Raw genomic sequence first — 22976 nt, 5'->3', positions numbered from 1 at the left:
AGCTCCTTTAATGTTGTTTTTTGGACGCAAAAATGCCACGGACAAGCAGCCTCTAAAGAAGCTGCTGTCACGCGGCATCAGGACGCAAAAAAGACACGACCTTCATCGTATCCTGCAAACAGCAATATTCACGAAAGGTTACTTTGGATGGCATACCAAATAATAGGGACGTTTCCCCGCTTTTTTCGTGTATGCCAACTATTAAGTTTTAAGACCAAACCACCATATAAGTAGTTGCCACTAAAACACATCTCCCTTCGTGTCAGGAACTTGCTTATCGCTAAGCTTTCTATAAAATAACCTATTTTGGGAAAAAAATCAATTCTTACTTTTCTCCAAATCGTAGTGGAGTACGAAAGAAAGTACCTACTGATGTTAAGTCAATAATCTATGGGAGGGTATATCAAAGATCAGCGAAATTGCAGGAATTGACAAGAAACTCATTGAATACTAGTAATTAATCATTGAACTAACGGGCAGGTTACATAGGAGTTATTTAGAAATAGAACCTATTGTGTATCTTCTAATAGAGAATTAACTAGAATGGAGATAACACTTTGAATTAAAAATAATGAGGTGTAATATGAATCCAACAATTGAAGCCTTTTTTACGGATAAGATTGTAGTTGAAGCAGCAAAAAGGTATGGGTTCATGCCTGAAGAGTTAATTTTATTGGGGAAGAATCAAAACTTTACCTATGGAAGTAAAAACAAAGCACGTAATCTCATCATTCGGATAATACATGAATCTCACAGGACGCTGGAGCTTATACATGGTGAATTAGAATGGATACAATATCTTGCGAAAAACGGTGTTCCAGTATCCACTCCAGTGAAATCAAGTAACGGCGAGTTAATTGAAAAGATAGATGGTTTTTTTGTTGTAGCATTCCAAAAAGGGCTTGGTGCCTCATGGAGTGATGAAATATCTCAAAATGAAGAGTTTAATAAATTGGGAGAAATTGCAGGGAGAATGCACGCACTAGCTAAAAAATATGTTCCTAGTACAGCCGAGATAACACGATACGACTGGCACGAAAATAGTTATCTTCAAGAATTCATAACTTATATTCCTTCTTCCCAGAGCCTTGTAATCGCTCATTTTGAATCCTTGATGCAGAGTATCCATAAATTATCACGTGATAGTGAAAATTTCGGGCTTATTCATGGTGATTTTTGTTTTGGTAACTATACAGTTCAACCAAATGGAGGCATCACTGTATTTGACTTTGATGAATGTCAATACGGATGGTTCACGCAAGATATTTCTGTTAATTTATTCTATGGTATTGCAGTGCCTAGACCTGATGAAGATGTTCCAACTTTTGTGAAAAGGTATCTAACTTCGTTCTTGGAAGGTTACGAAAAGGAAAATACGATTGATATAAGATTGTTAAGAGACTTACCACAATTTATAAATTTGAGACAAGCAATCCTTTATTCAGCTCTCTATCGAAACGGGAATATTGAAGCACTCGATGATTGGTCTAGGGAGTTCTTAAAGCGTGCCCGATATAATATGGAAAACAATATTTTACTGGTTGAACCCGATGATATTTTGAATTTTATAACTTAATAGAGCATAAACGTGAATAAACGGCAGCCGAGTTGATGGGCTGCTGTTTCTCAACTAACGGGTAGAATAGTTCAAACGCTTTGCGAATAACTACGAGCATGGAATTAATTGTGGAGTTCGCAGATTAATTGGTATACAAAATTACACAAACACTCGAAACCATTTTTAAACATAATCGTATCATATTGTAAAAAAATGCATTGAGGTGAAGTTATGAAAGCTTTTGATTACTTAAGAAGAGCCTATTATAAGCTTAGTTATTATTATCAGAAGTTTCAATTGATTGTAATGTCTTTTTTAGTTGTTGGAATAGTTGATTATTTTTTTATTTACGAGATTTTCGTCTCATTATCAGCATTAGTTCCTGTTTTTATTATAGAAATTGCTCCGATCATTATTATCATTTTATCAATAATTATTATTCGAGGAATCGTTAAATTTATAAAGAAGATGAAAGAAAACAAACACTTACTATTTTTATTCTAATAAGAAGAAGTTATCAAGAAGCTTTGCCCGTATTTCAGGGTGTGTACAACACCATATTCACGTTACTGTTCATTGGATTCTCCCATAGCATTTCGAGGATTTAAGTGAGCTTTTTATTAAGCTAACGGAGAAATAGATAGCTCAATAACGACACAAAGGCAGCCGATCAATGGATTGGCTGCCTTTGTTCAACTAATGGGTAGGATAGATTAGAAAGTGAGAAAATATATTTACATTTACGAACGTAAGTTCTAGAATATGATTGGGATTTTATTACATAGGAGGTTCGTATATATGATAAAACGAATTTCAACACCATTTAGTTATTCCTCTGCTGTTGCGGTTGGTGATTGTGTGTTTCTCGGATTACATCGGGGTTTTGGAAAGAGTTTTACAGAACAAATCCACAATACTTTCTCACACTTAAAAGAGACTCTTAATCAACTTGATGTATCACTGGATAAACTTGTTAAAGTGAATGTATACCTAAAATACATTAAGGACTTACCTGAAATGGAACAGGTATTTTACGAGTATTTTGAAAAGGATAAGTTCCCTGCTAGGATGACATCTACAACAGAGTTCATTGACTCTGATTGTCTTATGATGATTGACGGAATAGCCTACAAAGGTTGAATAAACGGACACGTTAGTCCAAATACCCTGTGAGCAGTTTGCCTATGCGGCAGCTGCTCCTTCTGTTGTTAAGCTAACGGGCAGGATAGTTTTAAGGTGAATATTTACACATAAGCAAGTAATTAGTATGATTAAAGGGTATCGAGCAAACAGCCAAAGGGGGTTTTTAAATTGGAATTTGTTCTTTCCCATAAAAAGTTTAACGCCAAAAGAGGATCCCTTGTTAGTACAATTACTGGAGTGTTAGAACATCTTTCGGCATTGTATGCGAATATTGGGGAGGCCAAGGAGAAAGACGGCACTTGGTCTTTACTAGAAAGCACTCCAACATGCCCTACATGTAATGGCATAGGCACTGTCATTGGTGATATAGATCCAAGTCGTATGGTCGCAACTGAACTCTCGCTTAAAAAAGGAGCTGTGCTTTTATGGGCGGGTACTAACTGCGGACCTGTTGTAAAGATCAGAGAATTGGCTAAAATGATCGGAATTAACTTTGAACGGCCACTTGCTGAGCAGGATAAGCGATTTACTGATATTTTACTTTATGGATATGATAAGGAACCTGTAACATACGTTCACAAGAAAAAGGAACTTAGAAACTATTATCGTGGATGCGTTTTCGATTTGAAATATATGCGTGATGCAGGAACAACTAGTAAAGGAAACCTTTGGGCGATAAAATTATTCTCCAGACATGATAAGTGCCCAAATTGTACCGAATGCTTGTTGGAGCAGGAACACTTGGTTATGGGGAATTCCCTTTCAGATGTGTTGAGAATGCCGATTTCAGAATCACTATTGTTTCTCCAGAAATTACGAAATTGTCTCGACAAGCAAGTGTTAGATAATTATTGCGAATTGATTAATGATCTAGAACTGCGTTTATCTTATCTCAATAAAATTGGTTTAAAGTCTCTTTCGGCATTCGATGTTAGAGACTTGGTGAATCCGAAAATTGGTTAAACTAACGGGATACGATAACTCAATAACGACACACGGGCAGATCAGCGTGGGATTTATGTTGTTTATTCAGGAGGGTTTTTTATTGTGGGTTATGAACTGGATTTTAAAAAAAGGGTACATGAAGTTATTACACAGAAACAATTATGTTCAGTTATGAATGACACTAAGTGGGGAAACTTACAAAGTGATGTAATAAATAAACTCCCTTTTACCCCGCCATATCAAGCTAAGTATGTACTAGATGATGTACTTTATCCAGAGAACTTTGAAACCGACGACTGGTATTTAGGGGATTGGATAGAAGGACTTTCACCTTTTTTTTCTGTAGAATGGATACGGGTTAGACCAAGGTATCAGAAGCAGAAGGGGAATCTACTTCCTCCAGAATTAATTGACATAAGTAAAGAATTTCTTTCGATTTTACATGAATTAAGAATTCCGTATAGAGAAGAGAACAATACATTTTTCATTTATGGATACATTTCAAATACTTCTCACTTTTCAAAGGTAATCATTTAAGCTAACGGGACACGTCAGTGGAATAGCGGTTGCTTCGGCAGCCGTTTTTTATTTGTTCAATTAACGGGCAGGATTGCGTGGTGGTAGACTGATGCCTCCGCATGAATATTGAGCAGTAAAGAACGGTTTAAATTAAAACCAACCTTCCATTTATGGATTCTATTGCATAATCATTAGCACAATAGAAGTTTGAACTGAAGGTAGGGGAAGACAGATGAATGCTTTTACATTAAGCGCTGCTAAAGAATATGCTCTGGCCAATGATATTGAAATGTGGGTTCATCTTTTTTTAAATGGAGAAGGCGACAACATAGTCATGTCAGAAGACTTAAAAAAGAAAAAACGAAATTGGCTAGGACCTATTGAAATTGACATAAAATATCTGGAAAGAGTAGTTGGACCAGAAGAACATTTGGAATATGTAGAGGAAATTAAATGGTGGAACTATAACATTGATCAAATTTGCAGTAGATTAGAATCTGGATGGGACATGCCTCCGTTGATTGCAGAAAATGGAATGGGAGTTTTAGATTACATGACGGTAATCATCGACTCGGTGCATTACAGAAATTAAACATGGAAAAATATTATCTTATTATTTGGGACGATCATTCATATGAAGACATAATAAATCATTTAAAAAATTGTGGTATTAATATGAAATGATAGACTTTATTTGAATGCTATTTGAAAAGTTACGAACTTCATTCACGCTTCGAAGCCTGACGACTCCCCGGTTCGCCCGAAGAGGTAGGAATTAAACTTACGAGTCACTATAGTGGAATAGCGGTTGCATCGGCAGCCGTTTTTTATTTGTTCAACTAACGGGCAGATTAACGTAATCATAATTGTTTTTACTTCTCGTGAAGGATATATCGAAATGATGCCGAATGATTTTACATAATTCTACCAAAAAAAGAAGGGATTTGTGTGAATGAAGAAGTAATTGAAAAGAAAGAAAAGTCCAGAATAATACTGGCAAAACCGATTCAGGTTCGTCTAGTTTCCGACCTGCAGAAATCGCAGTTCTATTACCGTGATTGCCTCGGATGTTCTGTGGATGATTGGGGACATGCGGAACGCGATGAAGTGTCCTTCATACTTCAGCAAGCTGTTTCAAGCGAGGATGTAAAACCAAATGTCGTCTCTGCAAAGCGCCCGAATTATCCTACAGAATGGATAGGTCCTGACTACGGCTGGGACACTTTCCTGCACATCGGTTGGGAGGAACTAGACCAATTTGTCGAAGAAGTGCGTGTGAATGGTGGCAATATCGGAATAGAACCGTTTACGGGAGCACACGGCGATTGGGAATTTAAGAATGCCCATATCCTTGATCCTGACGGATACAATATTGTTCTAGGTGCAATGCGAAAGATTAAGTAACGATAGTTTGTCAATAAGCTCACGGAGAACGATAGAGGAGCAGAATGCCGTGGCAAATGCTCCTCTTGTTGTTAGAGTATTGCGCAGGATAACGTTATGGTAAGAAGATGCCAATAGAACACATGGGGTGAAAAAATGAGAATGTATGCTCTTCTTAAAGAACCAATAGGGGACATAAATAAGGTAATGATTTATGATTCTAAGCATCGCGTTTATGTATTTCTATTTGAAACTCATGAAAATAAGGGTGCAAAGGCTGACTATTGTTATGAAACATTAGGAGAAGCAATGGAATTCTGCAATGAGGAACTAAACATAGTTGAGGAACAGTGGGTTGTTATTAACGATCCAAAAGACGGGGAACAACACGATATTATTTACTAAACCAGTATTCACAGCATTGAACTAACGAGACACGATAGTTCAATAATACAAATTGATGAGCAGGAGCTACGGTATCCTGCTTTTTTCATTGAACGGGCAGGACGGTTCCAATATATGGTATATTTAAATAAGACGAAATCCTACTTATTGGAGGCCATAAGAATTGTCCAATCCATTATTGGGGTATGGTAGAGGGAGCGTGATGTAGTGGAAAAGATAGCTGGAATTTTTTTGTTTTTTATTTTTATGATTCCTATGTATGGAGTATTAATATGGACTTATTTTTGTCCTGAGGATAGTTTATTATGGGGGAAACGATGGATGTATAAAGAAGAACCTGAAGTATCTGAGGGGGCAATTCGTTATGCAAAAGTAGCCTCATTGACAGTTATTGTGGTACTGACTATTATATTTGGAGTCCTAATATTTAGTTAGCATCAACGTCCGTTTGTACTTTTTTTGATTCTCGTGATACCTCAATCTTGTTCAAATAAAATCTAGGGTTGTTCCCAATAGTAAGCAAAAAGCGGTTAACCTAACGGGACACTATAGTTCAATAATGAGAGGTAGCCCTTTGTTCAACTAACGGGCAGTTATGCGTAACTTCCAGGGAATGTAAACATCTAAATAACGTAAGGAACGAGGAGGCAGACAATTCATGGGAGCAACGAATGTATGGGATGCGGAGTGGGAGGTTAACGAAGAGCAGGCGCGGACGCTGATCGGCAGACAATTCCCTCAGCTGTCATCGAAGCAAGTGAAGCGATTGGGCTGGGGCTGGGACAATACGGTTTTTCTCATCGGTGACGAGTACGTGTTCCGGTTTCCAAGAAGAACGATTGCAGTTGGCTCAATTCGTATGGAAGGGAAGCTGCTGCCGAAGCTGAAGGCATATATGACCATCCCCTATCCGAAACCGTTGTTTTATGGCGAAGTAAGTGACGAATACCCGGCACCATTTCTTGGCTATGCCTACGTGCCAGGAGATTTCCCAATCGGTTTGACGGAAGAACGCCGGGCTTTATCGGCAGAGACGCTGGCGAAATTTTTGCGGAGATTGCATGAGTTTCCGGTGCAGGCGGCGCTGAAGTGCGGAGTTCAGCAAGATCATCGAAACTTGACGGACATAGCATCGCGCAAAGTGAAATTGGAGGGCTTTCTATCGAAGGTGGTTGAACACTTGTCGCCGGAGGAGTCCGGTGTGATCGAAGCGTATATTAGCAGGCTGCAAAAGGACCGTGTCGAGGCGGTGAATGCACTGCTACATGGCGATCTTCATTTCAAAAATATGCTTGTGAATGAGAACGGGATCGTTTCCGGCATCATTGATTGGGGCGATCTGAGCGTAGGCCATCCGGCTTGCGATTTGAGCGTTGCTTATAGCTTTTTACCACCTTACGCTCGTGGCGTGTTTTTCGAAACGTACGGAGGAGCGGATGAGGAAACGAAGCTGCTGGCGCGGCTGATCGCGGTATACATCCCCATACTGATCTTAATGCAAGCGGTCGATGACGGGAATGAAGCCATTGCGGCAGAGGCGAAATCCAACATCATGCGGGCACTGTCGGATTAGGCTCATTATTTCGTTGCGGCTATGGGGCTATGGCTATCGGCACCATTTTGTCGTTTAAAGGCCGCGATAAGGTACGATCCACCTTCTCTGATGCCGCTTTATGTTGAGGAACACGAAATTCTACAGAGTAAGTCGTTGCGCTAACGAGACACGTTAGTAGAATAGCGGTTGCTTTGGCAACCGTTTTTTATTTGTTTAACTAACGGGCAGGATAGCTGAAGATTAATTGCAGTAAACCTTACCATAAGTGGCGGCGAAAAATTGGGTAATTCAGAGGGCATAGGTGTTTAATAAAACGCTAAATATGCATATAGTAGATAAAGAAGTTAAAAATAAAACTCAGTTATCAGGGGAATACTTTAAAGCCGTTGACCCTTCTGCTAATGAAGCAGAGGGGTCTTTTTGTGTTCTAAGAATAAAGCTGATAAAAGTGTGCAGTTTACGATAGCGATCTAGTAGTTGTATCGTTAGCATTTAGTATGATGAAATGATACATTAGGCAGATAGGCCAATAAGATAAGTTAAAATTTAAAAAGGAGAATGAGAATGAAATTTAACGATTATTTTGAAACAATCCCGCATCTTAAAACCGACAGATTAATATTACGTGCATTCTGCAGCGATGATATAGAAACTTATTTAAGAATTATCCACGATCCACAGGTACAGCAGTTCTTAGGCGGAGGAGTTAGCCTTTTCAACAAAGAACCGGATATATCAAATTGGTTGAACAATGTAAATGGTAGGCTTCTTAAAACAAAAACAGTATTTACATGGTGTGTGGAGCTTAAAAGAGAAAATAAGGTAATAGGAAGAATTGATCTAGGTGGGTTTGTAAAAAAATCAATGGCTGAGATATCCTACTATTTCTCTCCAGAATATTGGGGAATGGGATTTGCAACGGAAGCTGTGAAGGAAGTAACCCGTTTTGGATTCGACGATTTAAGATTGCATAGAATGCAGGCAATGGTTATGTCGGAAAATATACCTTCATTAAAAGTATTGAAAAAGGTGGGATTTACTGAGGAAGGAGTACTTAAAAAATATTTATTTGGTAAGGAATTTCATGACACTGTTATGCTGGCAGTGGTTCGTGAGCAAAATTTGAATTAAGAAAGGTATTAGGATACAATGATGAACCTAGTTAATCAGGCCATCTTATTAAGCATATTGCATGCATTGCATATTTATATAACATAACTGCAAGGAATGTAAGACCAAAAAATATTTAAAACCGGTGAAGCAGTTGAACATTCAAACAGAAGTTATTTTCTGAAGGTAGTGCATTGAACTAACGGAGAACGTTAGTAGAATAGCGGTTGCTTTGGCAACCGTTTTTTATTGTTCAATTAGCCGGCAGAATACTTACAATTTGTGGCGATTTTGCGTTACATCATTAGCATTAGGTTAAGTAATGATATTTTGATACCTAAAAAATTGGAACAATGTGGTAAAATAGAATGATGGGAGAAGTACTCAACAAAAAATAGAGGAGGAGACAAATCTTTCATGGGCAACGATTTTTATAGAAAACTAGGTGCAGCCTTTCTAATTTCCGCTGGAGTAATCTATGCGATCGAACGAGTGGGCTCTTTGATAGCTCGCAGCCATGAAATTGCAGCGTTGTATGAAGCAAACATGTTCAATGCCCTACCTAAAACTCATATTACAAGCTTCTTCGATAATATCTTTGTGCCAATCCTTGCGCTCCTCGGCATGATACTTTTCGTATATGGGTTTCCGAAAAATCTCAAATGAGATAACTCATTCAACACGATGTAGCACACTTTGGATTGGACCGCGAAGCACTATGCTAATGGAGAATGTTAATGAAAAAAGTGGTCACTTCAGAAGTTTTTAATGTTTTTACCGCTGGGGCCCAAAAGCTCAATCATACTTAATAAAGTTATAGAGGAGGTGCTTAGATGGCGGAAAGAAGATGTGGTATTGTCAAATGGTACAAAGAAGATGAAGGTTACGGACGGATAATGTTAGACGGGCAGGAAGGTAACCATGTTTTTGTACACTTTAGCGAAATACTACCAGATCCTATTAGGTCACCGAACGGCTTTCGGTTTCTTAAAGAAGGTCAAAAAGTTGAATTCGACCTATTCGAGTTTCCGAATATAGTTGATTCTCAGCGTAGGACAGCTAAGAATGTGCAAATAATAGAGGAATGAAGAAATAGAGCCGTACTTGATGAATGTATGGACTTTCGGAAATAATAATTAAGCTAACCGGAGAGGATAGTTCAATAAACATGATAAGGCAGCCAATCATTCAACATGATCAGCTGCTTTTGTTCAATTAACGGGCATTTATCTTCAACTACTAATTATAGTTTTCTAGCTTTGATTACAAAAGTTACAGGAAGCATCATTGCTTTTTTTGCAAAATCGTCGTTATCGTCCCGCGATTGAATGATTTCATCATCAGATTCCTCAATCATTTGCTCAATAACAAATCCCGCTTTTGAGAGAGCATTTACATAGGTTGATAGTTTACGGTCAGATAATGTTAGCGTACTTTCGTCAAGAGTTACCGAATACCATGATTCATCGAAATAACATTTTTTAAAAATAAGCATATCATTTTCTGCAACAACACATTTATGTATAGGGTGAGACCAACTGAAAATAAATACGCCATCTTTTTTTAGGTAAGAAGCAATCCTGCTAAAAGTACCCTCAAGGTCGGTTGTCCAGCCTATAGCATAAACCGAATAAACAAAGTCAAAATAATCCTCAGGTAGGCCACATTTTTCTTCCATGGGAGAACAGATTAATTTTGCTGAAAGTCCGTGATCTGATAAATATTCTCTTGTTTTTTCGATTTGGTTTTCTGAAATATCCACACCCCATAGTTCAGATGCTTTACGTTCTCCGAGATATTGCAATGATTGACCGCTTCCGCAGCCTACCTCCAACATCTTTTTTCCTGAAACATCGCCAAAAAGCTGGCATTTTTCTTCTGAGACGAATGCTCCATATAAAGGAAGTGCAGTTGCTCCTAAAACATCATTTCCTTTTGTATCCCAAAATAAGCTGTTTGTTTCATGAATAACATTCTTGTCCATGTCGACTGAGATTGCGCTACCAACCTCACCAGCGCCTATAATGTTTGGTCTATAAATAGAATTCTTGTTCATGCCGGTATCATCCCCCAATATAAAAATATGAGTCTAATCATATATCCCGACTTGCAAGTTATACCAATAACACATATCGAATACGAACACGCTGTGCTATTGATCTCAAAATAATGTACCATTTTTCTATGAATACATCCACCTAAAATCTTCCAGAAATATTCCGGTTGATCTCACAGTCTCAATGTGCCAGAGGGAACGATAGTGGAATAGCGGCTTCATCGGCAGTCGTTTTTTATTTGTTCAAATTTTGGGCAGGATAGTTGAAAAAGAACTTAAATTTAAATCTCGAATATCTAATGTAACCGGATAGTTAAATATTTGAGGATAGACAGGAGTTAGATACGATGATACAAGGTTTCGGAGGAATATTTTGGAGAACTAAGAATCTTGAGGCTGTGAAAAAATGGTATCGTGAGGCGTTAAAAATTGACATGGAAAATTGGAATGGGACTGTGATAACACCCCAACTGGGAAATGAGACTATCTTTTCTTTCTTTACAGAGGATGATAATTATTTTCCAACAGAACAACAAGTGATGTTAAATTTCCAAGTGCAGAATATAGACGAGACTATTAAGCATCTTGACCATATTGGTGTACCTCTTGCAAAGAAAAAAGAGATTAGTGAATATGGAAAGTTTATTTGGATTGAAGATCCTGAAGGTCGCCTGGTCGAGCTTTGGGAAAAATAACGAGTTGTAATTCTTTTCTATTATGCTAACGAGGATGTTAGTTCAATAGATACAACGGCCACCGGTCACATGATCGGTGGTCGTCTTTCGTTGAAGTAACGGGCAGCATAATTAAACAATCTTCCTTAATAGGTTATTTCAAAAGTGAGCAATTGAAAAGAGATCACTCCAACCGTCCATGGTATAATATTCGTATACAAATAATTACATAAATTAAATCCTTATAAAGAAGGAGAATGTGTAATATGGCAAATATCGAGCACTTACAGACCGTAAATGTTCCAGCTTCAACGGTATATGAAGCATTGACCACTGCAAAAGGACTTTCAGAAATATGGACAACTGAACTAATAGTCAATAACCAGATCGGTTGTATAAATGAGTTCCGATTCGGCGGCAAAGGCTTAACAAAGATGCGAGTTGATGAGCTTGTTACTGATAAAAAGATTTTGTGGCATTGTGTTGATTCAGATCCAGAATGGATAGGTACGACAATTTCTTTTGATATAGAGGAAAAAAACAAGAAGACTTCGATCATTTTCCGTCAAATGAATTGGGAGGAAGTGACCGCATTTTATCGCGCATGTAATTATAACTGGGCTATTTTTTTGTACAGTCTTAAACAGTATTGCGAAGAAGGCGAGGGTCTTCCGTATCATAAACGGAAGTTTTAGAACCATTAAAAACACGGACTATCATTCGTTCAACTAACGGAAACTAGTAAAATTAGATAGTTTAAAACCTTCTATAAGAAGCAAACTAGATTTAATAGCTTAAATAGGAGGGTTTGTTATGATTTTAAGTGAGTTGTGGCGACTGTATGAAACTGATAAACGGATCCAAGGATCTAGTCCGAAAACATTGAAAGCATACGCTCTCCAGCACAAAATGCTGATGAAGGAACTCGGTGACCTGTACATAACCGAGATAACTTTAACCTTGCTTAAGGAGTACTTAGCGAAGCACTCTAATCGGTTGAAGCCTAGCAACTAAAGGGCGAAATCGCTCGATTAACGACACCTGTGGCTATCGTGGAAGAGAACTGTATCGCGTCTCTGGTCCGGTTATTGTCCGAACATGCTGTCTGCGGAACTGTTTCGGCGTATAGATGGAACGTGATATCGTGTAATCGATCAGTTGTATCGAATAAAGATAGCTGGTATGCCGGATACGAAAAAAGAAGTCGACCATTTCGATGGTCGACTTCTTTTTGTTCTATTGCGCGGTCAGGATTTGTGGACCTTCAGCTGTGATGGCAATCGTATGCTCGTATTGGGCGGCGAGCTTGCGGTCCATCGTCCGTGCGGTCCAGCCGTCTGGATCGATTGTCATGTTATATGTGCCTTCGGTGATCATGGGCTCGATCGTGAACACCATGCCTTCCTTGATGCGGATCCCTTTTCCGGGCTTGCCGACATGCATATAAGTCGGCTCCTCGTGCAGGTCCCGGCCGATGCCATGGGCGAGAAGGTCGCGCACGACGCCGAAGCCATGTGCTTCCGCATGCCGCTGAATCGCGTTCGTCACATCGCCGAGCCGATTGCCGGGCTGCGCTTGCGTGATACCGAGGTCAAGGCATTCCTTCGTGACGCGTATCAGCTTCTCGGCCGTCGGCGAGATCTGCCCGACAGCATAGCTCCAGGCCGAATCGCCGAGCCAGCCGTCAAGCTCCGCGACCGTGTCGATTGTCACGATATCGCCTTCCTCAAGTGGCTTATTGCTAGGGAAGCCATGTGCAATTACGTCATTAACGGAGGCACAGGTCGCATATTGATAGCCATTGTATCCCTTAGTGTATGGTTTGGCGCCTTGCTTCAAAATAATGTCCTCGAATATGCGCTCAATCTCGTTCGTCGTGATGCCCGGTTTAATGAGCGGGGCGATTGTGCGATGGCATTCGGCCACCACTTGGCACGCCTTTCGGATAGCCTCGATTTCATGCTTGCTTTTTAAGATGATCATGTTTTTATCAGGACTCCTTCGGAATAGCTTGCATAGCGAGTTGGGCGATTCGGTCGACGTCCAGGTCGGAATTACCCGCATAGTAGTGCAGCCCACAGCAGCCGACCAGCACGGCAAGCATATGGTCGACACTGTCGTCTTCGCACTGAGCGATCGATTGTAGTGGAAGATACAATCGTTCCATGAATCGTCTCTTGGCGGAGTATCGATCCTTCTCAGGCAGGCCTGCATAATGTTCCGCCGCCATTTTGTAGACGAGATATGCGCGGGCGTCTGACAGCCACAGCCGGAGCAGCGCCTTGCAATACGTTAACAGTTGCCTCTTATCCGGGAGGCCGCCTCTGGTATTTGCCCATTCGGCCAGAACTTGCTCGCACTGCTCGAAGCCGCTGCCCAATACATCTTCTATTAATAAATGCCGGTTAGGGTAATAATGGTATACTGTGCCGTAACCAAGCTCGGCCTCGCGGGCGACATCGCGAATATCAAAGCTGCCACCTGTGCGAAAGTAGGCGCGAGCGGCGACGTCCAGGATCTGTTCTCTTCGCTGCATACGTATAAGCTCATTTTGTTCTTTAGTACGGGGGCACATCGATGCGTGAACCTCCTTGTATAGACCTGCAAATTTGTCGATATAAAGATAATAACGCTTAGGGTGTAGAAATGCAAAAGATTTGTTGGTGTTCAATGAGACAAAAGTACTGAAAAATAAAGTACCAAACCGTAATAATAAAGTTGTAGACAGGGCGCTGGCATAAAATATATTCATAATTCCAACCAGTAAGGAATTTTAAACTGGAAAAAACACAAACAGAAAATTGCAACTTTTTTATAGAAAGAGTTATATAATGAAAGATCTACATCCCTTTGTTGATTCTCTAACTTTCGAACAATGAAGTAAGGAATTTACAAGTATTTTGACTAATAATTTAAACGTTGGGCGTATAGTTGTTAGTTACGCTAACAGAGAACGTTAGTGGAATAACGGTTGTTTCGGCAGCCGTTTTTTATTTGTTCAAATAACGGGCAGGTTTTGGGATTAGCAATCCATAGGAGACAACCCAAGTTAAATTCTGTTAAAATGTAGTTAATGTAAAATTTAGATATCTCTCATGAACAAAGGAGAACTGAAAATGAGAAAACTCGTTCTTTTTCTGCACGCATCGCTTGACGGTTTTGTAGAAGGGCCGAATGGTGAAATGGACATTGGCTGGGTTTCCTACGATGCTGATTTGGAGAAACATGCAAAAGAAATTCTGAGTACTGCCGACACTGTCATTTGGGGACGAGGGACTTATCAAATGATGCACAGTTACTGGCCATCTGTACCTTCGGACCCATCAGCTTCGCAGCATGAACGGAATCATGCCGAGTGGATCGAAAAGACAGCTAAACTCGTTTTTTCCACGACGCTGGAGAATGTCGAATGGAATAATTCCAGACTCGTGAAAGAAGATGTCGAGGAAGAGATCAATAACCTCAAACAGCAGCCAGGCAAGGATATGGTCATCCTCGGCAGTCCTAGGTTCGCACACTACCTTATGCAGCTTAATTTAATTGATGAGTATAAAATTACGGTTTCTCCCGTCTTGCTCGGTAAGGGATTGCCGCTATTCCAAGGTCTTAAGGAGAAGATCAATCTTAAGCTAATCGAAAACAAGACCTTTGATTCTGGAGCCATTGGTCTCGTTTACCAGACGGTAAGATGAACTTGTCACTTAAGGTGATTGAACTAACGGGGAGCGATAGCTTAATAACGTCACAAAGGCAGCCGGTCAATGGATCGGCTGCCTTTGTTCATCTAATGGGCAGATTATCGGAATGGGACCGCAGTCGAAATAAAGGACAAAATTGTTCGATTAACGACACCCGTGGCTATCCTGGAGGAGAACTGTATTGCGTCATCTGGCCCGGTTATTGACCCAACACGCTGTCCGCGAATCAGTTTTGGCTTGAAGATGGGAACGAGATATCATTTACTCGATCACCTGTATCGAATAAAGAAAGATGCTATGCCGAATATGAAAAAAAGACGACCATTTTGTTGGTCGGCCTCTAATTAATCTATTGCACAGTCAGGATTTGTGGACTTTCAACCGTGATGGTGATCGTATGCTTGGTGTGAACACCATGCCTTCCTTGATGAGGATGCCATTTCCGGGCTGCGTCTGCGTGATAGAGAAGTCAATCAGCTTCTCGGCAGTCAGTGAGATCTTCCCGACAGTATAGCTCCAGTCCGAATCGCCGAGCCAGTCGTCGAGCTCGGCGTGGCAGGATAAAGTAGTGATTATCGACTTAAAGAGTAGTTATGTAAGGTTCGATAAAATTTGATTATAACTATGAATTACCAAACGGTTTATCGAAAAAATAGTAAAATAATACTGTTAAGTAAGAGGGTTTTCGATAGGATTTTTATTTAGATTATCCTTTCTGAGTTTATATAAGCACATGTTTTTCTTTTGAAAATTATTTTTTCTTCAATGTAACATTGAAATGAAAGAGAGGGCAATAGCGTTGATTGAACATAGCAATCTTGAAGAATATTTGGATCCTGTAAATTATGATCTTGAATTTGACGGTGAAATGGACAAATATCAGTTCTATCTTGAGCTTGCAAGATCGAGTCCTGGTGAAGTGTTAGAACTTGCTTGTGGTACAGGCTTAACAACGATACCCCTGTCGAAAGCCGGCGTAAAGATGACTGGTGTAGATATCTCTTCGGCGATGCTCGCATATGCGCGGCTGAAGGCGGAAGGGTTGACTGTTACTTTTATGGAAGGCGATGCCCGTACCTTCGAATCGGACAAGCGATTTTCGATGATCTATTTGACTGGTAATGCATTTCAGGCATTCTTAAGTGATCAAGATCAAAACGATTTGCTTAGTACCGTTCACAAACATTTACAACTCCATGGAATCTTTGCATTCGAGACCCGTAATCCAGAGGGAACGGATTTATCCGATCAAGAGGAGACAGTATGGGGCTCCTTTATTGATAAGGATGGGAAAAACGTCAAGGTATCAGGTACACAATGTTACGATGCTAGCCAGCATATCATGCATTGGGTCACGATGCGTGATTGGGGGGATAAACGAACGACTTCCCGAATTGCTTGTCGGTTTACAGATCAGGCTACACTGCAATCTTTATTAACCCGTCACGGCTTTCGCGTCGAACATCAATATGCTGACTGGGATAAAACGCCGTTCTCTCCGTCATCTTCATCTATCATTAGCGTTTGTAGGAAATGCTAGGAGAGACGTAATGCATTGCAATAAGAAATCCCCTCAGGTCGAGGGGATTTTTGGTGATCCTAAGCAGATTTCCCCATAAAGTCCGCCTTTATTCAACTAGACGGCAAGATAGCGTAATAGCCTGCCTAAAAATATGGTATAATTTGTAATACTAAAGCGGGGTAATAGAATTTGAGGAATATTGTTGAGGACTCACAGTCTACTGCCAAATAAACTTCCTTATTTTCATGTTGTTTCAAATATCCCTCCTCTCCCAACAGATAAGACGAAGTAGAAGCATGTAATGGAGGTGCGAAACAAAATATTAACAAAAAATCAGTTATTTAACCTGATTTATATAATTGAATTTATAGTTCAGATAAACAAAAAGTTGGAACCCATCCGTATTCATCATTTTCTGCTTTACAGTATGTCCAATCGTTTAAATGCTCTAAGCCTAATAGTACATTATCTTGATTAACTATTAGTTCATGAGCTGAATAATCTTTAGTAACTATTGCTATGTCATGTAGATTGGGAGCAGTTAAAATCTGCTTCGGAACCCATCCCTCTTTGCTTGTAGCAATTGATTTACAGAAAATCCAATTAGGAAATTGGGTATCTTCTTTTCCATACAAAACCTCTTGTTCTTTTCTTAAGATTATTGGGTCAGGATAACTTGATGTATGACCTTTAATTACAGTGAATCGTTGCAGCTAACGGGCAGGATAGTTCAATCGTTTCTCGAATGTTTTATAAGTTGGATAGTTTTATGAACTTTGTGAATGTAACGTTATCTGAAAGATACGCAAATTTTATAGGTGAGGGTGATTCGTTTGAAGCAAGGAATTATTGTGTTGATGAACGGAACTTCAAGTTCAGGAAAGACTAGTATTTCTACTGAACTGATGAATCAGAAAGAGATTCTTTTTCATCATTTATCAATAGATGATTTTGTTAAGGATTTTTTTAATAATAAATTCTCAGATATTGAACCTGCAAGAGAAGTAGATGAGCAAGTTATCGCACAGATAATGTTTGATCCCTTAATCTCAATGTACTTTTCGACAATTAAATTGTACTCAGAAATGGGTTTGAATGTAATAGTAGATACCGTAATCGAAAATGACAAGTGGTTTAATGAGTGTCTTGATATATTTTTCGATCAGCCTACATTATTTGTAGGTGTATTATGCTCAAAAGAAGAACTCATAAGAAGAGAGCAAACAAGAGGAGATAGAGTAATTGGACTTGCGGCTTCACAGTTCAGCAATGTATATTGCATTGATGAATATGACCTGGAAGTAAATACTGAAGAGATGAATCCAATAGAATGTGCCGAAAAGATATTAAGTTATATTAAGTCCAATAAGGAATACTCGGTATTTAAGAAATTAAGTAAAAGAACGGTTAGCGTTTCCTAGAAGACGTATTCATCAGATAACACCAGATTCCAGCATAACAGGCATTTTAACATGCGACTAAGCTTCTATTATAATTTATGATATTCTATTGAAACAGGTTGAAGCGAGAGATGCAGGAAAGGCAGGCACATGTCATGAGGCTTATGTTTTCACACGTGAATACAGCGGAAGAAGCCGCTGAAGTTGCTCGATTGGCGGCAGAAATATGGCGCGAATATTATGTTTCCATTATTACAATCGAGCAGATTGAATACATGATTGGCAAGTTCCAATCGATACCAGCGATTACGGATCAGATCCATCATCAGGGCTACGAATATTACTTGATCCATAACGATGGCTCTGCAGTCGGATATATTTCAGCTAGACAAGAAGAAGGGAAGCTCTTCTTGAGCAAGTTTTATATAAGCAAGGAGTACAGAGGCCGCAGCTACGCGAGCCAAGCGTTGGCATTCTTGGAGAAGTTGTGCAAAGACCGAAACCTAAGCCATATTTGGCTGACGGTCAATCGTCATAACGAAGCCAGTATTGCGGTATATGAGAAAAAAGGCTTCCGAACCGTGCGGGAACAAATTGCGGATATCGGGAATGGATTCGTCATGGATGATTTTATTATGGAAAAAGAAATCCCAGTTCCATAAGCGAATAGAGACGATTCTCGAATACAACAATATATTATTTGGATCCGAAACGAAATGAAAATAACTCATTAGTCAGGAACTCGTTCTACTAACGGGGAACGTTAGTTAAACACAAGATGGAGCAGTTGCTGTCGGCAGCTGCTCCATTTTTCATTATGCTAACGGGCAGGATAGTTGAATGATTTCGCGAATAACTTAACTCATGACGAATTTACGAAGTTGGGAAAAATACGTCAGCCGAAAGAAGTTCTTAGTTTAGGAGGAGTCTATATGATATTAGAAAAAGTTATAAATAGAATTGTAATACAAAGTGAATATAAGGATTTTGTTGATAAGTACATAGATAATGTACTTACCGAATTTAAAGGTAAGATTCATAGCATTTATATGTGTGGCTCGATTCCAAAAGGAACTGCTAAACCTTTTAAGTCAGATGCAGACTTTACTATTGTATGTGTAAATCCCAAAGACATTGATTACGAAAGATTGTCAAATATTAAAGACAGGCTTTTGGAAGAATATCCAGTAGTAACTAAGATTGATACGATAATTTGCTCGATTGACGATGTATTAAGTAAACCAAATGAGTGGGGTTTTTGGGTAAAGATAATTTGTGTTTGCATATATGGTCATGACGTTGGTGAAAAAGTACCACCGATAATTATTTCTCCAAAGTTCATTTTAGACTTAAATACAGAGACCAAGGAGGAAGTAGATCATATACATAGTTTACTTTCCAATGCTAGTGATAACACAATGAAAACTAGATATATTAAAGGTTACTCTAAGAGATTAATTCGTGCATTATACTCTTTGGTTTTAGAAGATACAGGTGTATGGCAAGATGACATTATTAAGATGAAGAATGCCATATTAAACTATTGTGATATTGACTCCGCTTTAGTTGATTATCTGTATGCTTGTTACTTGGATAGTAATATACTTGTTGAAGAGTTTCTGGGAATTGCAGATGAAGTATATAGTTATTTTGAGAACGCCTTAAATGCAATGGCTGCTTCCAGAACTTCCTTCGGCTAATACCATATTGACGCTCCGGGTCACTCTGAGAAGCGAGTGATCACATCCAGCCCCCCTAAGCCCGTCGGGACGTCACTGCGTTAGGTGTTCGGCAAGCCTCACAACTATAAGCAGAGACTCTAATTAAAACATAAGACTATTGAGCTAATGGGAAACGATAGTTCAATAAATACAGAGAGGCAGCCGTCCAGATCGATCGGCTGCCTTATCTTTAAGCTAACGGGCAGTTTAGCTTCAGAAGAATAGAGGTCTTGATAAATTTAATGTCGAAAAGAATGTAACCGTATAAAACTAAAGGAGAGGTACTTTGAAAAAAATTAGGGTAGCAACAAAAGAGGAAATGATAGAAATTTATAAGATGGGCTATGATGTTTGGGGAGATAATCTGCCATATGAAGATTATATAACGATGTGCCAGGCTTCCAAGAAGTATAAAGAGGGAACGTGGTACGTTCTTGAAGCAACAGATACAAATCAACTATTAAGCTCCCTCATTGTATATAAACTAAATCTTTCTGAAGACCAAATTGTAAAAGGGATTGGCTCAATCGCTACTCCTTTATATCTAAGAAAAAAAGGATATGCTTCTTTATTGGTGGAAGCAACGATAAATAAACTTGAACAGGAAGAAAAGTGTAACAACTTTTTCCTTTATAGTGATATTGGGATAGAATTTTATGAAGGACTAGGTTTTATTGCACTACCTAATGATAGTCAAAAATATAAAACCAGTGTTTGTATGTATTATTCAAAAGAAAATGATATCGACTCTATATCACTTGATATCCCCGATTACTTTTAAAGCACAACCTTATTGAAGTAACGAGAAACAATAGCTTAATCTAAAACGAAGGTAGCTGGTCTATTTGATTGGCTACCTTCGTTGCGTTAAAGAACACGTTTCCCCCTTAATTAATCTTCAACTCAACCGAGTTTATTTGTTCTATATAGAATTGAAGATGAGATAGCAGGAAATCTCGCATCACCTAGGGAATACCTAATTCTGGATTTGAAAATGATCATGAAAGGTTGATCCTTGTTTATGAAAGACCATAATCTCACTTCCTTAGCCAAAGCGAAATTGATGCTTGTATACCCTTTGCTGCTTGCCATGATCGTTGCACTTGTGACCGGCAGACTTACAGCCTGCAGCAATTCCTCAGCAGGGAAAACAGCAAGTAAGTCTGCGCAGCTGACCAAGGAAATATCTATGGTGACGCAAGTATCCGGCAGCATTTATCTGTACGGTGAAGCACATGGCCAAGCCAAAATTATTGACAAGGAATATGAATTGTGGTCTGAATACTACCATAACAAGGGCTTGAGACACTTGTTCGTCGAGCTGCCCTATTTTACCGCCGAATATTTGAACCTATGGATACAGTCGGATAATGACGATATTTTGGAGGGGATTTATGATGATTGGAAGGGAACATCTAGTCACAATCCATATACCAATGCGTTCTACAAAAAAATAAAAAAAGAGTGTCCTGAGACGATATTCCACGGCACAGACGTCGGGCATCAATATGATACAACCGGGAACCGCTACTTATCTTATCTTGCGGCAAACGATCTGACAGGATCGGAAAAGTATACTTTAACAGTAGAGGCGATCCAACAAGGCCGTTTTTTTCACAGCAAAGATGATCACGTATATCGGGAAAACAAGATGACCGAAAATTTTATCGGAGAATTTGAAAGGCTGGGCAACGAGAGTGTCATGGGCATTTACGGTTCAGCACATACCGGGCTTGATGAGATGGACTATAAAACACAATCCATCCCTTGTATGGGCAATCAATTACAGGAGTATTATGGCGATAACATTTATTCTGAGAACCTAAGCTGGATTGCTAAAGATATTGAGCCATCCAGAGTAGATTACATCTCCATTCAGGGCAAGGAGTATGCAGCATCCTATTTTGGAAAGCAGGATTTGAACGGGTTCAAGGATTACGCCTATCGAGAATTTTGGCGATTGGAGGGCGCCTATGAAGATGTCAAAGACCTTCCACTGGCGGACAATTATCTTCCTTACGATAACTACCCGATACCGATAGAAGCAGGCCAGGTTTTTGTAATCAGCTGCACCAGGACAGACGGTTCAGTGCAAAGAGATTACTATCTGTCTAGCGGCCAAGTTGTGGAGGGTGTGAACTCAACACAACAATTCACAGCAGATTGATCGATTAGTAATCTGGGGTAATGATCTCAAACGCTGCACGCGGGCTCATGCATCGGGCGTTCATGAAAGCTAATTGGTGGGATAACGGACAGTTTAGCGAGGTAGTTTCTTTCGAAAGTTCCGGCTACTTTCCGAGCTTTTGTTCAGTAATCTTTGATATAATTGATTTCAAATAATTGTAAGATCGGGGTGTTAAGTGAGCCATATAAGAGGAGTAATTCTAGAGGGTTTTTCACATGCTGGAAAAACGTCTGTTTTAAAAGCCCTAAAGCAAGTTCATGCACAAAATGAATCATCTGAGCGCAGTATCATTGTTCTAAGTGAACATTATTCTCAAGTGTTAAACAATGTTCAAGGAGATTTGCAACGTTTAAATCGTGATGAACACCTTCAGTTGCTGAAGGAACGGGTAAACATGTTACGACAATTAAACGAATGGGCAGCTTATCTGGGTCCAGATGCATCACAGGCATCAAGAGGTATTTTTTTTATATTGGAAAGATTTCATTTGAATCATAGAGTAGCATTTCCCACCGAGCTTTCACATGAAATCGAATCGCTTGAAAATGAATTGTTTAACCTCGGTGCAAAGTGTGTTTTACTAACCGTATCTTCTGGCAACGTAGAGCAAAGAATCCAAAGTCGAACACCCCACGAATGGACGAACAAAACAGTAGAAGAAATCAGAAATTCAGCTGATGAATTTATCCAAACCCAAACGGAATTACGTAAACAATCTAGTTTATCTATCCTCCCGACCATTGAAATAAATACTGATAAAAAAGAATGGATTACATATGCAAACAAAGTTTTGGATTTATTAAGCTAACGGGATACGAGAGCTCAATAAACCAGCGGCAGTCTAGGGCTTTATTTTTTAGTCCAAAACTGCCGCTGGTTTTTATATTGGGGCAGTCAAAGACTTTATTTTCTACAGATACTAAAAAGAATAACAGTTACGACCGTCACCGTATAATATTTCTTTAAATAAGATTCTTAAATAACTGTACTTTCTTCTTAAGAAAGTTCATTCCCATGGTGATGCACTAAAGATTGTTTGTCTGTTATCATTAGAATAAGTTTATTGTACTGCTGTGAGATGATTTTTCTAGGGTAGGAG

At 39.3% G+C, this 22976-nt stretch carries 29 protein-coding genes; 25 read left to right on the top strand and 4 right to left on the bottom strand.

Annotation, left to right across the window (positions count from 1 at the left end; genetic code table 11):
• Positions 1 to 583 precede the first annotated feature (583 nt).
• The 12 genes from ACDZ28_RS26610 (at position 584) to ACDZ28_RS26555 (ending at position 9706) form a co-directional block, all read left to right on the top strand.
• The gene (locus ACDZ28_RS26610; RefSeq protein WP_375103237.1) at positions 584 to 1576 is read left to right on the top strand and encodes a phosphotransferase enzyme family protein; all 993 of its coding nucleotides are present in this window, start codon (positions 584 to 586) and stop codon (positions 1574 to 1576) included.
• Positions 1577 to 2356: 780 nt separating this feature from the next.
• On the top strand, positions 2357 to 2698 hold the full coding sequence (locus tag ACDZ28_RS26605; RefSeq protein WP_375103236.1) for a RidA family protein: 342 nt from the start codon (positions 2357 to 2359) through the stop codon (positions 2696 to 2698).
• 171 nt (positions 2699 to 2869) lie between these two features.
• The gene (locus ACDZ28_RS26600; RefSeq protein ID WP_375103235.1) at positions 2870 to 3664 is read left to right on the top strand and encodes a hypothetical protein; all 795 of its coding nucleotides are present in this window, start codon (positions 2870 to 2872) and stop codon (positions 3662 to 3664) included.
• An 84-nt stretch (positions 3665 to 3748) separates the two neighbouring features.
• Entirely contained in the window at positions 3749 to 4183 is a 435-nt protein-coding gene (locus tag ACDZ28_RS26595; protein ID WP_375103234.1) for a DUF6678 family protein, read from the top strand.
• Between the two features lie 214 nt (positions 4184 to 4397).
• Complete coding sequence (locus tag ACDZ28_RS26590; RefSeq protein WP_375103233.1) at positions 4398 to 4757, top strand: hypothetical protein; 360 nt, start codon at positions 4398 to 4400, stop codon at positions 4755 to 4757.
• Between the two features lie 356 nt (positions 4758 to 5113).
• Entirely contained in the window at positions 5114 to 5569 is a 456-nt protein-coding gene (locus ACDZ28_RS26585) for a VOC family protein (protein WP_042128676.1), read from the top strand.
• 135 nt (positions 5570 to 5704) lie between these two features.
• Positions 5705 to 5953 carry a hypothetical protein gene (locus ACDZ28_RS26580; RefSeq protein ID WP_375103232.1) on the top strand — a complete coding sequence of 83 codons (249 nt, stop codon included), beginning with the start codon at positions 5705 to 5707 and terminating at the stop codon, positions 5951 to 5953.
• A gap of 207 nt (positions 5954 to 6160) precedes the next feature.
• Complete coding sequence (locus tag ACDZ28_RS26575) at positions 6161 to 6388, top strand: hypothetical protein (protein WP_082651286.1); 228 nt, start codon at positions 6161 to 6163, stop codon at positions 6386 to 6388.
• Between the two features lie 223 nt (positions 6389 to 6611).
• On the top strand, positions 6612 to 7526 hold the full coding sequence (locus tag ACDZ28_RS26570) for a phosphotransferase (RefSeq protein WP_375103231.1): 915 nt from the start codon (positions 6612 to 6614) through the stop codon (positions 7524 to 7526).
• Positions 7527 to 8072: 546 nt separating this feature from the next.
• A complete protein-coding gene (locus ACDZ28_RS26565; RefSeq protein WP_375103230.1) occupies positions 8073 to 8639 on the top strand; it encodes a GNAT family N-acetyltransferase in 567 nt (188 codons plus the stop codon).
• A 396-nt stretch (positions 8640 to 9035) separates the two neighbouring features.
• The gene (locus tag ACDZ28_RS26560; protein ID WP_375103229.1) at positions 9036 to 9284 is read left to right on the top strand and encodes a hypothetical protein; all 249 of its coding nucleotides are present in this window, start codon (positions 9036 to 9038) and stop codon (positions 9282 to 9284) included.
• 167 nt (positions 9285 to 9451) lie between these two features.
• Positions 9452 to 9706 (top strand): cold-shock protein, encoded by a 255-nt coding sequence (locus ACDZ28_RS26555; protein WP_042128665.1) that lies wholly within the window; start codon positions 9452 to 9454, stop codon positions 9704 to 9706.
• Positions 9707 to 9861: 155 nt separating this feature from the next.
• Here the strand turns inward: ACDZ28_RS26555 and ACDZ28_RS26550 are convergent, their stop codons facing one another.
• Entirely contained in the window at positions 9862 to 10674 is an 813-nt protein-coding gene (locus ACDZ28_RS26550) for a class I SAM-dependent methyltransferase (RefSeq protein ID WP_375103228.1), read from the bottom strand.
• A 347-nt stretch (positions 10675 to 11021) separates the two neighbouring features.
• On the opposite strand from ACDZ28_RS26550, the gene ACDZ28_RS26545 reads away from it, so the two are divergent.
• The 3 genes from ACDZ28_RS26545 to ACDZ28_RS26535 all read left to right on the top strand — a co-directional run bounded on the left by ACDZ28_RS26545 (position 11022) and on the right by ACDZ28_RS26535 (position 12362).
• Positions 11022 to 11369, top strand: a complete 348-nt coding sequence (locus tag ACDZ28_RS26545; protein ID WP_375103227.1) for a VOC family protein — start codon at positions 11022 to 11024, stop codon at positions 11367 to 11369.
• Between the two features lie 245 nt (positions 11370 to 11614).
• The gene (locus ACDZ28_RS26540) at positions 11615 to 12043 is read left to right on the top strand and encodes an SRPBCC domain-containing protein (RefSeq protein ID WP_375103226.1); all 429 of its coding nucleotides are present in this window, start codon (positions 11615 to 11617) and stop codon (positions 12041 to 12043) included.
• Positions 12044 to 12161: 118 nt separating this feature from the next.
• Positions 12162 to 12362, top strand: a complete 201-nt coding sequence (locus ACDZ28_RS26535) for an integrase (RefSeq protein WP_375103225.1) — start codon at positions 12162 to 12164, stop codon at positions 12360 to 12362.
• A gap of 222 nt (positions 12363 to 12584) precedes the next feature.
• On the opposite strand, the gene map is transcribed toward ACDZ28_RS26535, so the two are convergent.
• Together map and ACDZ28_RS26525 are read right to left on the bottom strand one after the other, a co-directional pair.
• Entirely contained in the window at positions 12585 to 13331 is a 747-nt protein-coding gene (gene map, locus ACDZ28_RS26530) for a type I methionyl aminopeptidase (RefSeq protein WP_042128661.1), read from the bottom strand.
• Between the two features lie 7 nt (positions 13332 to 13338).
• Positions 13339 to 14100 (bottom strand): TetR/AcrR family transcriptional regulator, encoded by a 762-nt coding sequence (locus tag ACDZ28_RS26525; protein WP_375103224.1) that lies wholly within the window; start codon positions 14098 to 14100, stop codon positions 13339 to 13341.
• Between the two features lie 364 nt (positions 14101 to 14464).
• On the opposite strand from ACDZ28_RS26525, the gene ACDZ28_RS26520 reads away from it, so the two are divergent.
• From ACDZ28_RS26520 to ACDZ28_RS26505, 4 genes are all read left to right on the top strand, one after another.
• Positions 14465 to 15040, top strand: a complete 576-nt coding sequence (locus ACDZ28_RS26520; protein WP_375103223.1) for a dihydrofolate reductase family protein — start codon at positions 14465 to 14467, stop codon at positions 15038 to 15040.
• Positions 15037 to 15252: a hypothetical protein gene (locus ACDZ28_RS26515; protein ID WP_375103222.1), complete on the top strand. Its 216-nt coding sequence runs from the start codon at positions 15037 to 15039 to the stop codon at positions 15250 to 15252. The genes ACDZ28_RS26520 and ACDZ28_RS26515 overlap by 4 nt, the downstream gene beginning before the upstream one ends.
• Positions 15253 to 15398: 146 nt before the next feature.
• Positions 15399 to 15560, top strand: a complete 162-nt coding sequence (locus tag ACDZ28_RS26510) for a hypothetical protein (RefSeq protein WP_375103221.1) — start codon at positions 15399 to 15401, stop codon at positions 15558 to 15560.
• Between the two features lie 264 nt (positions 15561 to 15824).
• The gene (locus ACDZ28_RS26505) at positions 15825 to 16586 is read left to right on the top strand and encodes a class I SAM-dependent DNA methyltransferase (protein ID WP_375103220.1); all 762 of its coding nucleotides are present in this window, start codon (positions 15825 to 15827) and stop codon (positions 16584 to 16586) included.
• A gap of 347 nt (positions 16587 to 16933) precedes the next feature.
• Here ACDZ28_RS26505 and ACDZ28_RS26500 read toward each other — a convergent pair whose 3' ends face one another.
• The gene (locus ACDZ28_RS26500; RefSeq protein ID WP_375103219.1) at positions 16934 to 17203 is read right to left on the bottom strand and encodes a hypothetical protein; all 270 of its coding nucleotides are present in this window, start codon (positions 17201 to 17203) and stop codon (positions 16934 to 16936) included.
• A 198-nt stretch (positions 17204 to 17401) separates the two neighbouring features.
• Here ACDZ28_RS26500 and ACDZ28_RS26495 point away from each other — a divergent pair, with 198 nt between their 5' ends.
• The 6 genes from ACDZ28_RS26495 to ACDZ28_RS26470 all read left to right on the top strand — a co-directional run bounded on the left by ACDZ28_RS26495 (position 17402) and on the right by ACDZ28_RS26470 (position 22685).
• Positions 17402 to 17989, top strand: coding sequence for a chloramphenicol phosphotransferase CPT family protein (locus ACDZ28_RS26495; protein ID WP_375103218.1), 588 nt, complete (start codon positions 17402 to 17404; stop codon positions 17987 to 17989).
• 134 nt (positions 17990 to 18123) lie between these two features.
• The gene (locus ACDZ28_RS26490; protein WP_375103217.1) at positions 18124 to 18630 is read left to right on the top strand and encodes a GNAT family N-acetyltransferase; all 507 of its coding nucleotides are present in this window, start codon (positions 18124 to 18126) and stop codon (positions 18628 to 18630) included.
• Positions 18631 to 18900: 270 nt separating this feature from the next.
• Positions 18901 to 19668 carry a nucleotidyltransferase domain-containing protein gene (locus tag ACDZ28_RS26485; RefSeq protein ID WP_375103216.1) on the top strand — a complete coding sequence of 256 codons (768 nt, stop codon included), beginning with the start codon at positions 18901 to 18903 and terminating at the stop codon, positions 19666 to 19668.
• Positions 19669 to 19975: 307 nt separating this feature from the next.
• Positions 19976 to 20470 carry a GNAT family N-acetyltransferase gene (locus tag ACDZ28_RS26480; RefSeq protein ID WP_375103215.1) on the top strand — a complete coding sequence of 165 codons (495 nt, stop codon included), beginning with the start codon at positions 19976 to 19978 and terminating at the stop codon, positions 20468 to 20470.
• Between the two features lie 240 nt (positions 20471 to 20710).
• On the top strand, positions 20711 to 21856 hold the full coding sequence (locus ACDZ28_RS26475; protein WP_375103214.1) for a hypothetical protein: 1146 nt from the start codon (positions 20711 to 20713) through the stop codon (positions 21854 to 21856).
• Positions 21857 to 22052: 196 nt separating this feature from the next.
• A complete protein-coding gene (locus ACDZ28_RS26470) occupies positions 22053 to 22685 on the top strand; it encodes a DUF4515 domain-containing protein (protein ID WP_375103213.1) in 633 nt (210 codons plus the stop codon).
• Positions 22686 to 22976: the final 291 nt, after the last annotated feature.

Origin of the sequence: Paenibacillus sp. RS8 (assembly GCF_041956825.1) — a bacterium.
Classification (GTDB): Bacteria; Bacillota; Bacilli; order Paenibacillales; family Paenibacillaceae; genus Paenibacillus_AQ.
The sequence above is the reverse complement of the archived record's forward strand: the minus strand, read 5'-3'. Positions and strand labels throughout refer to the sequence as shown.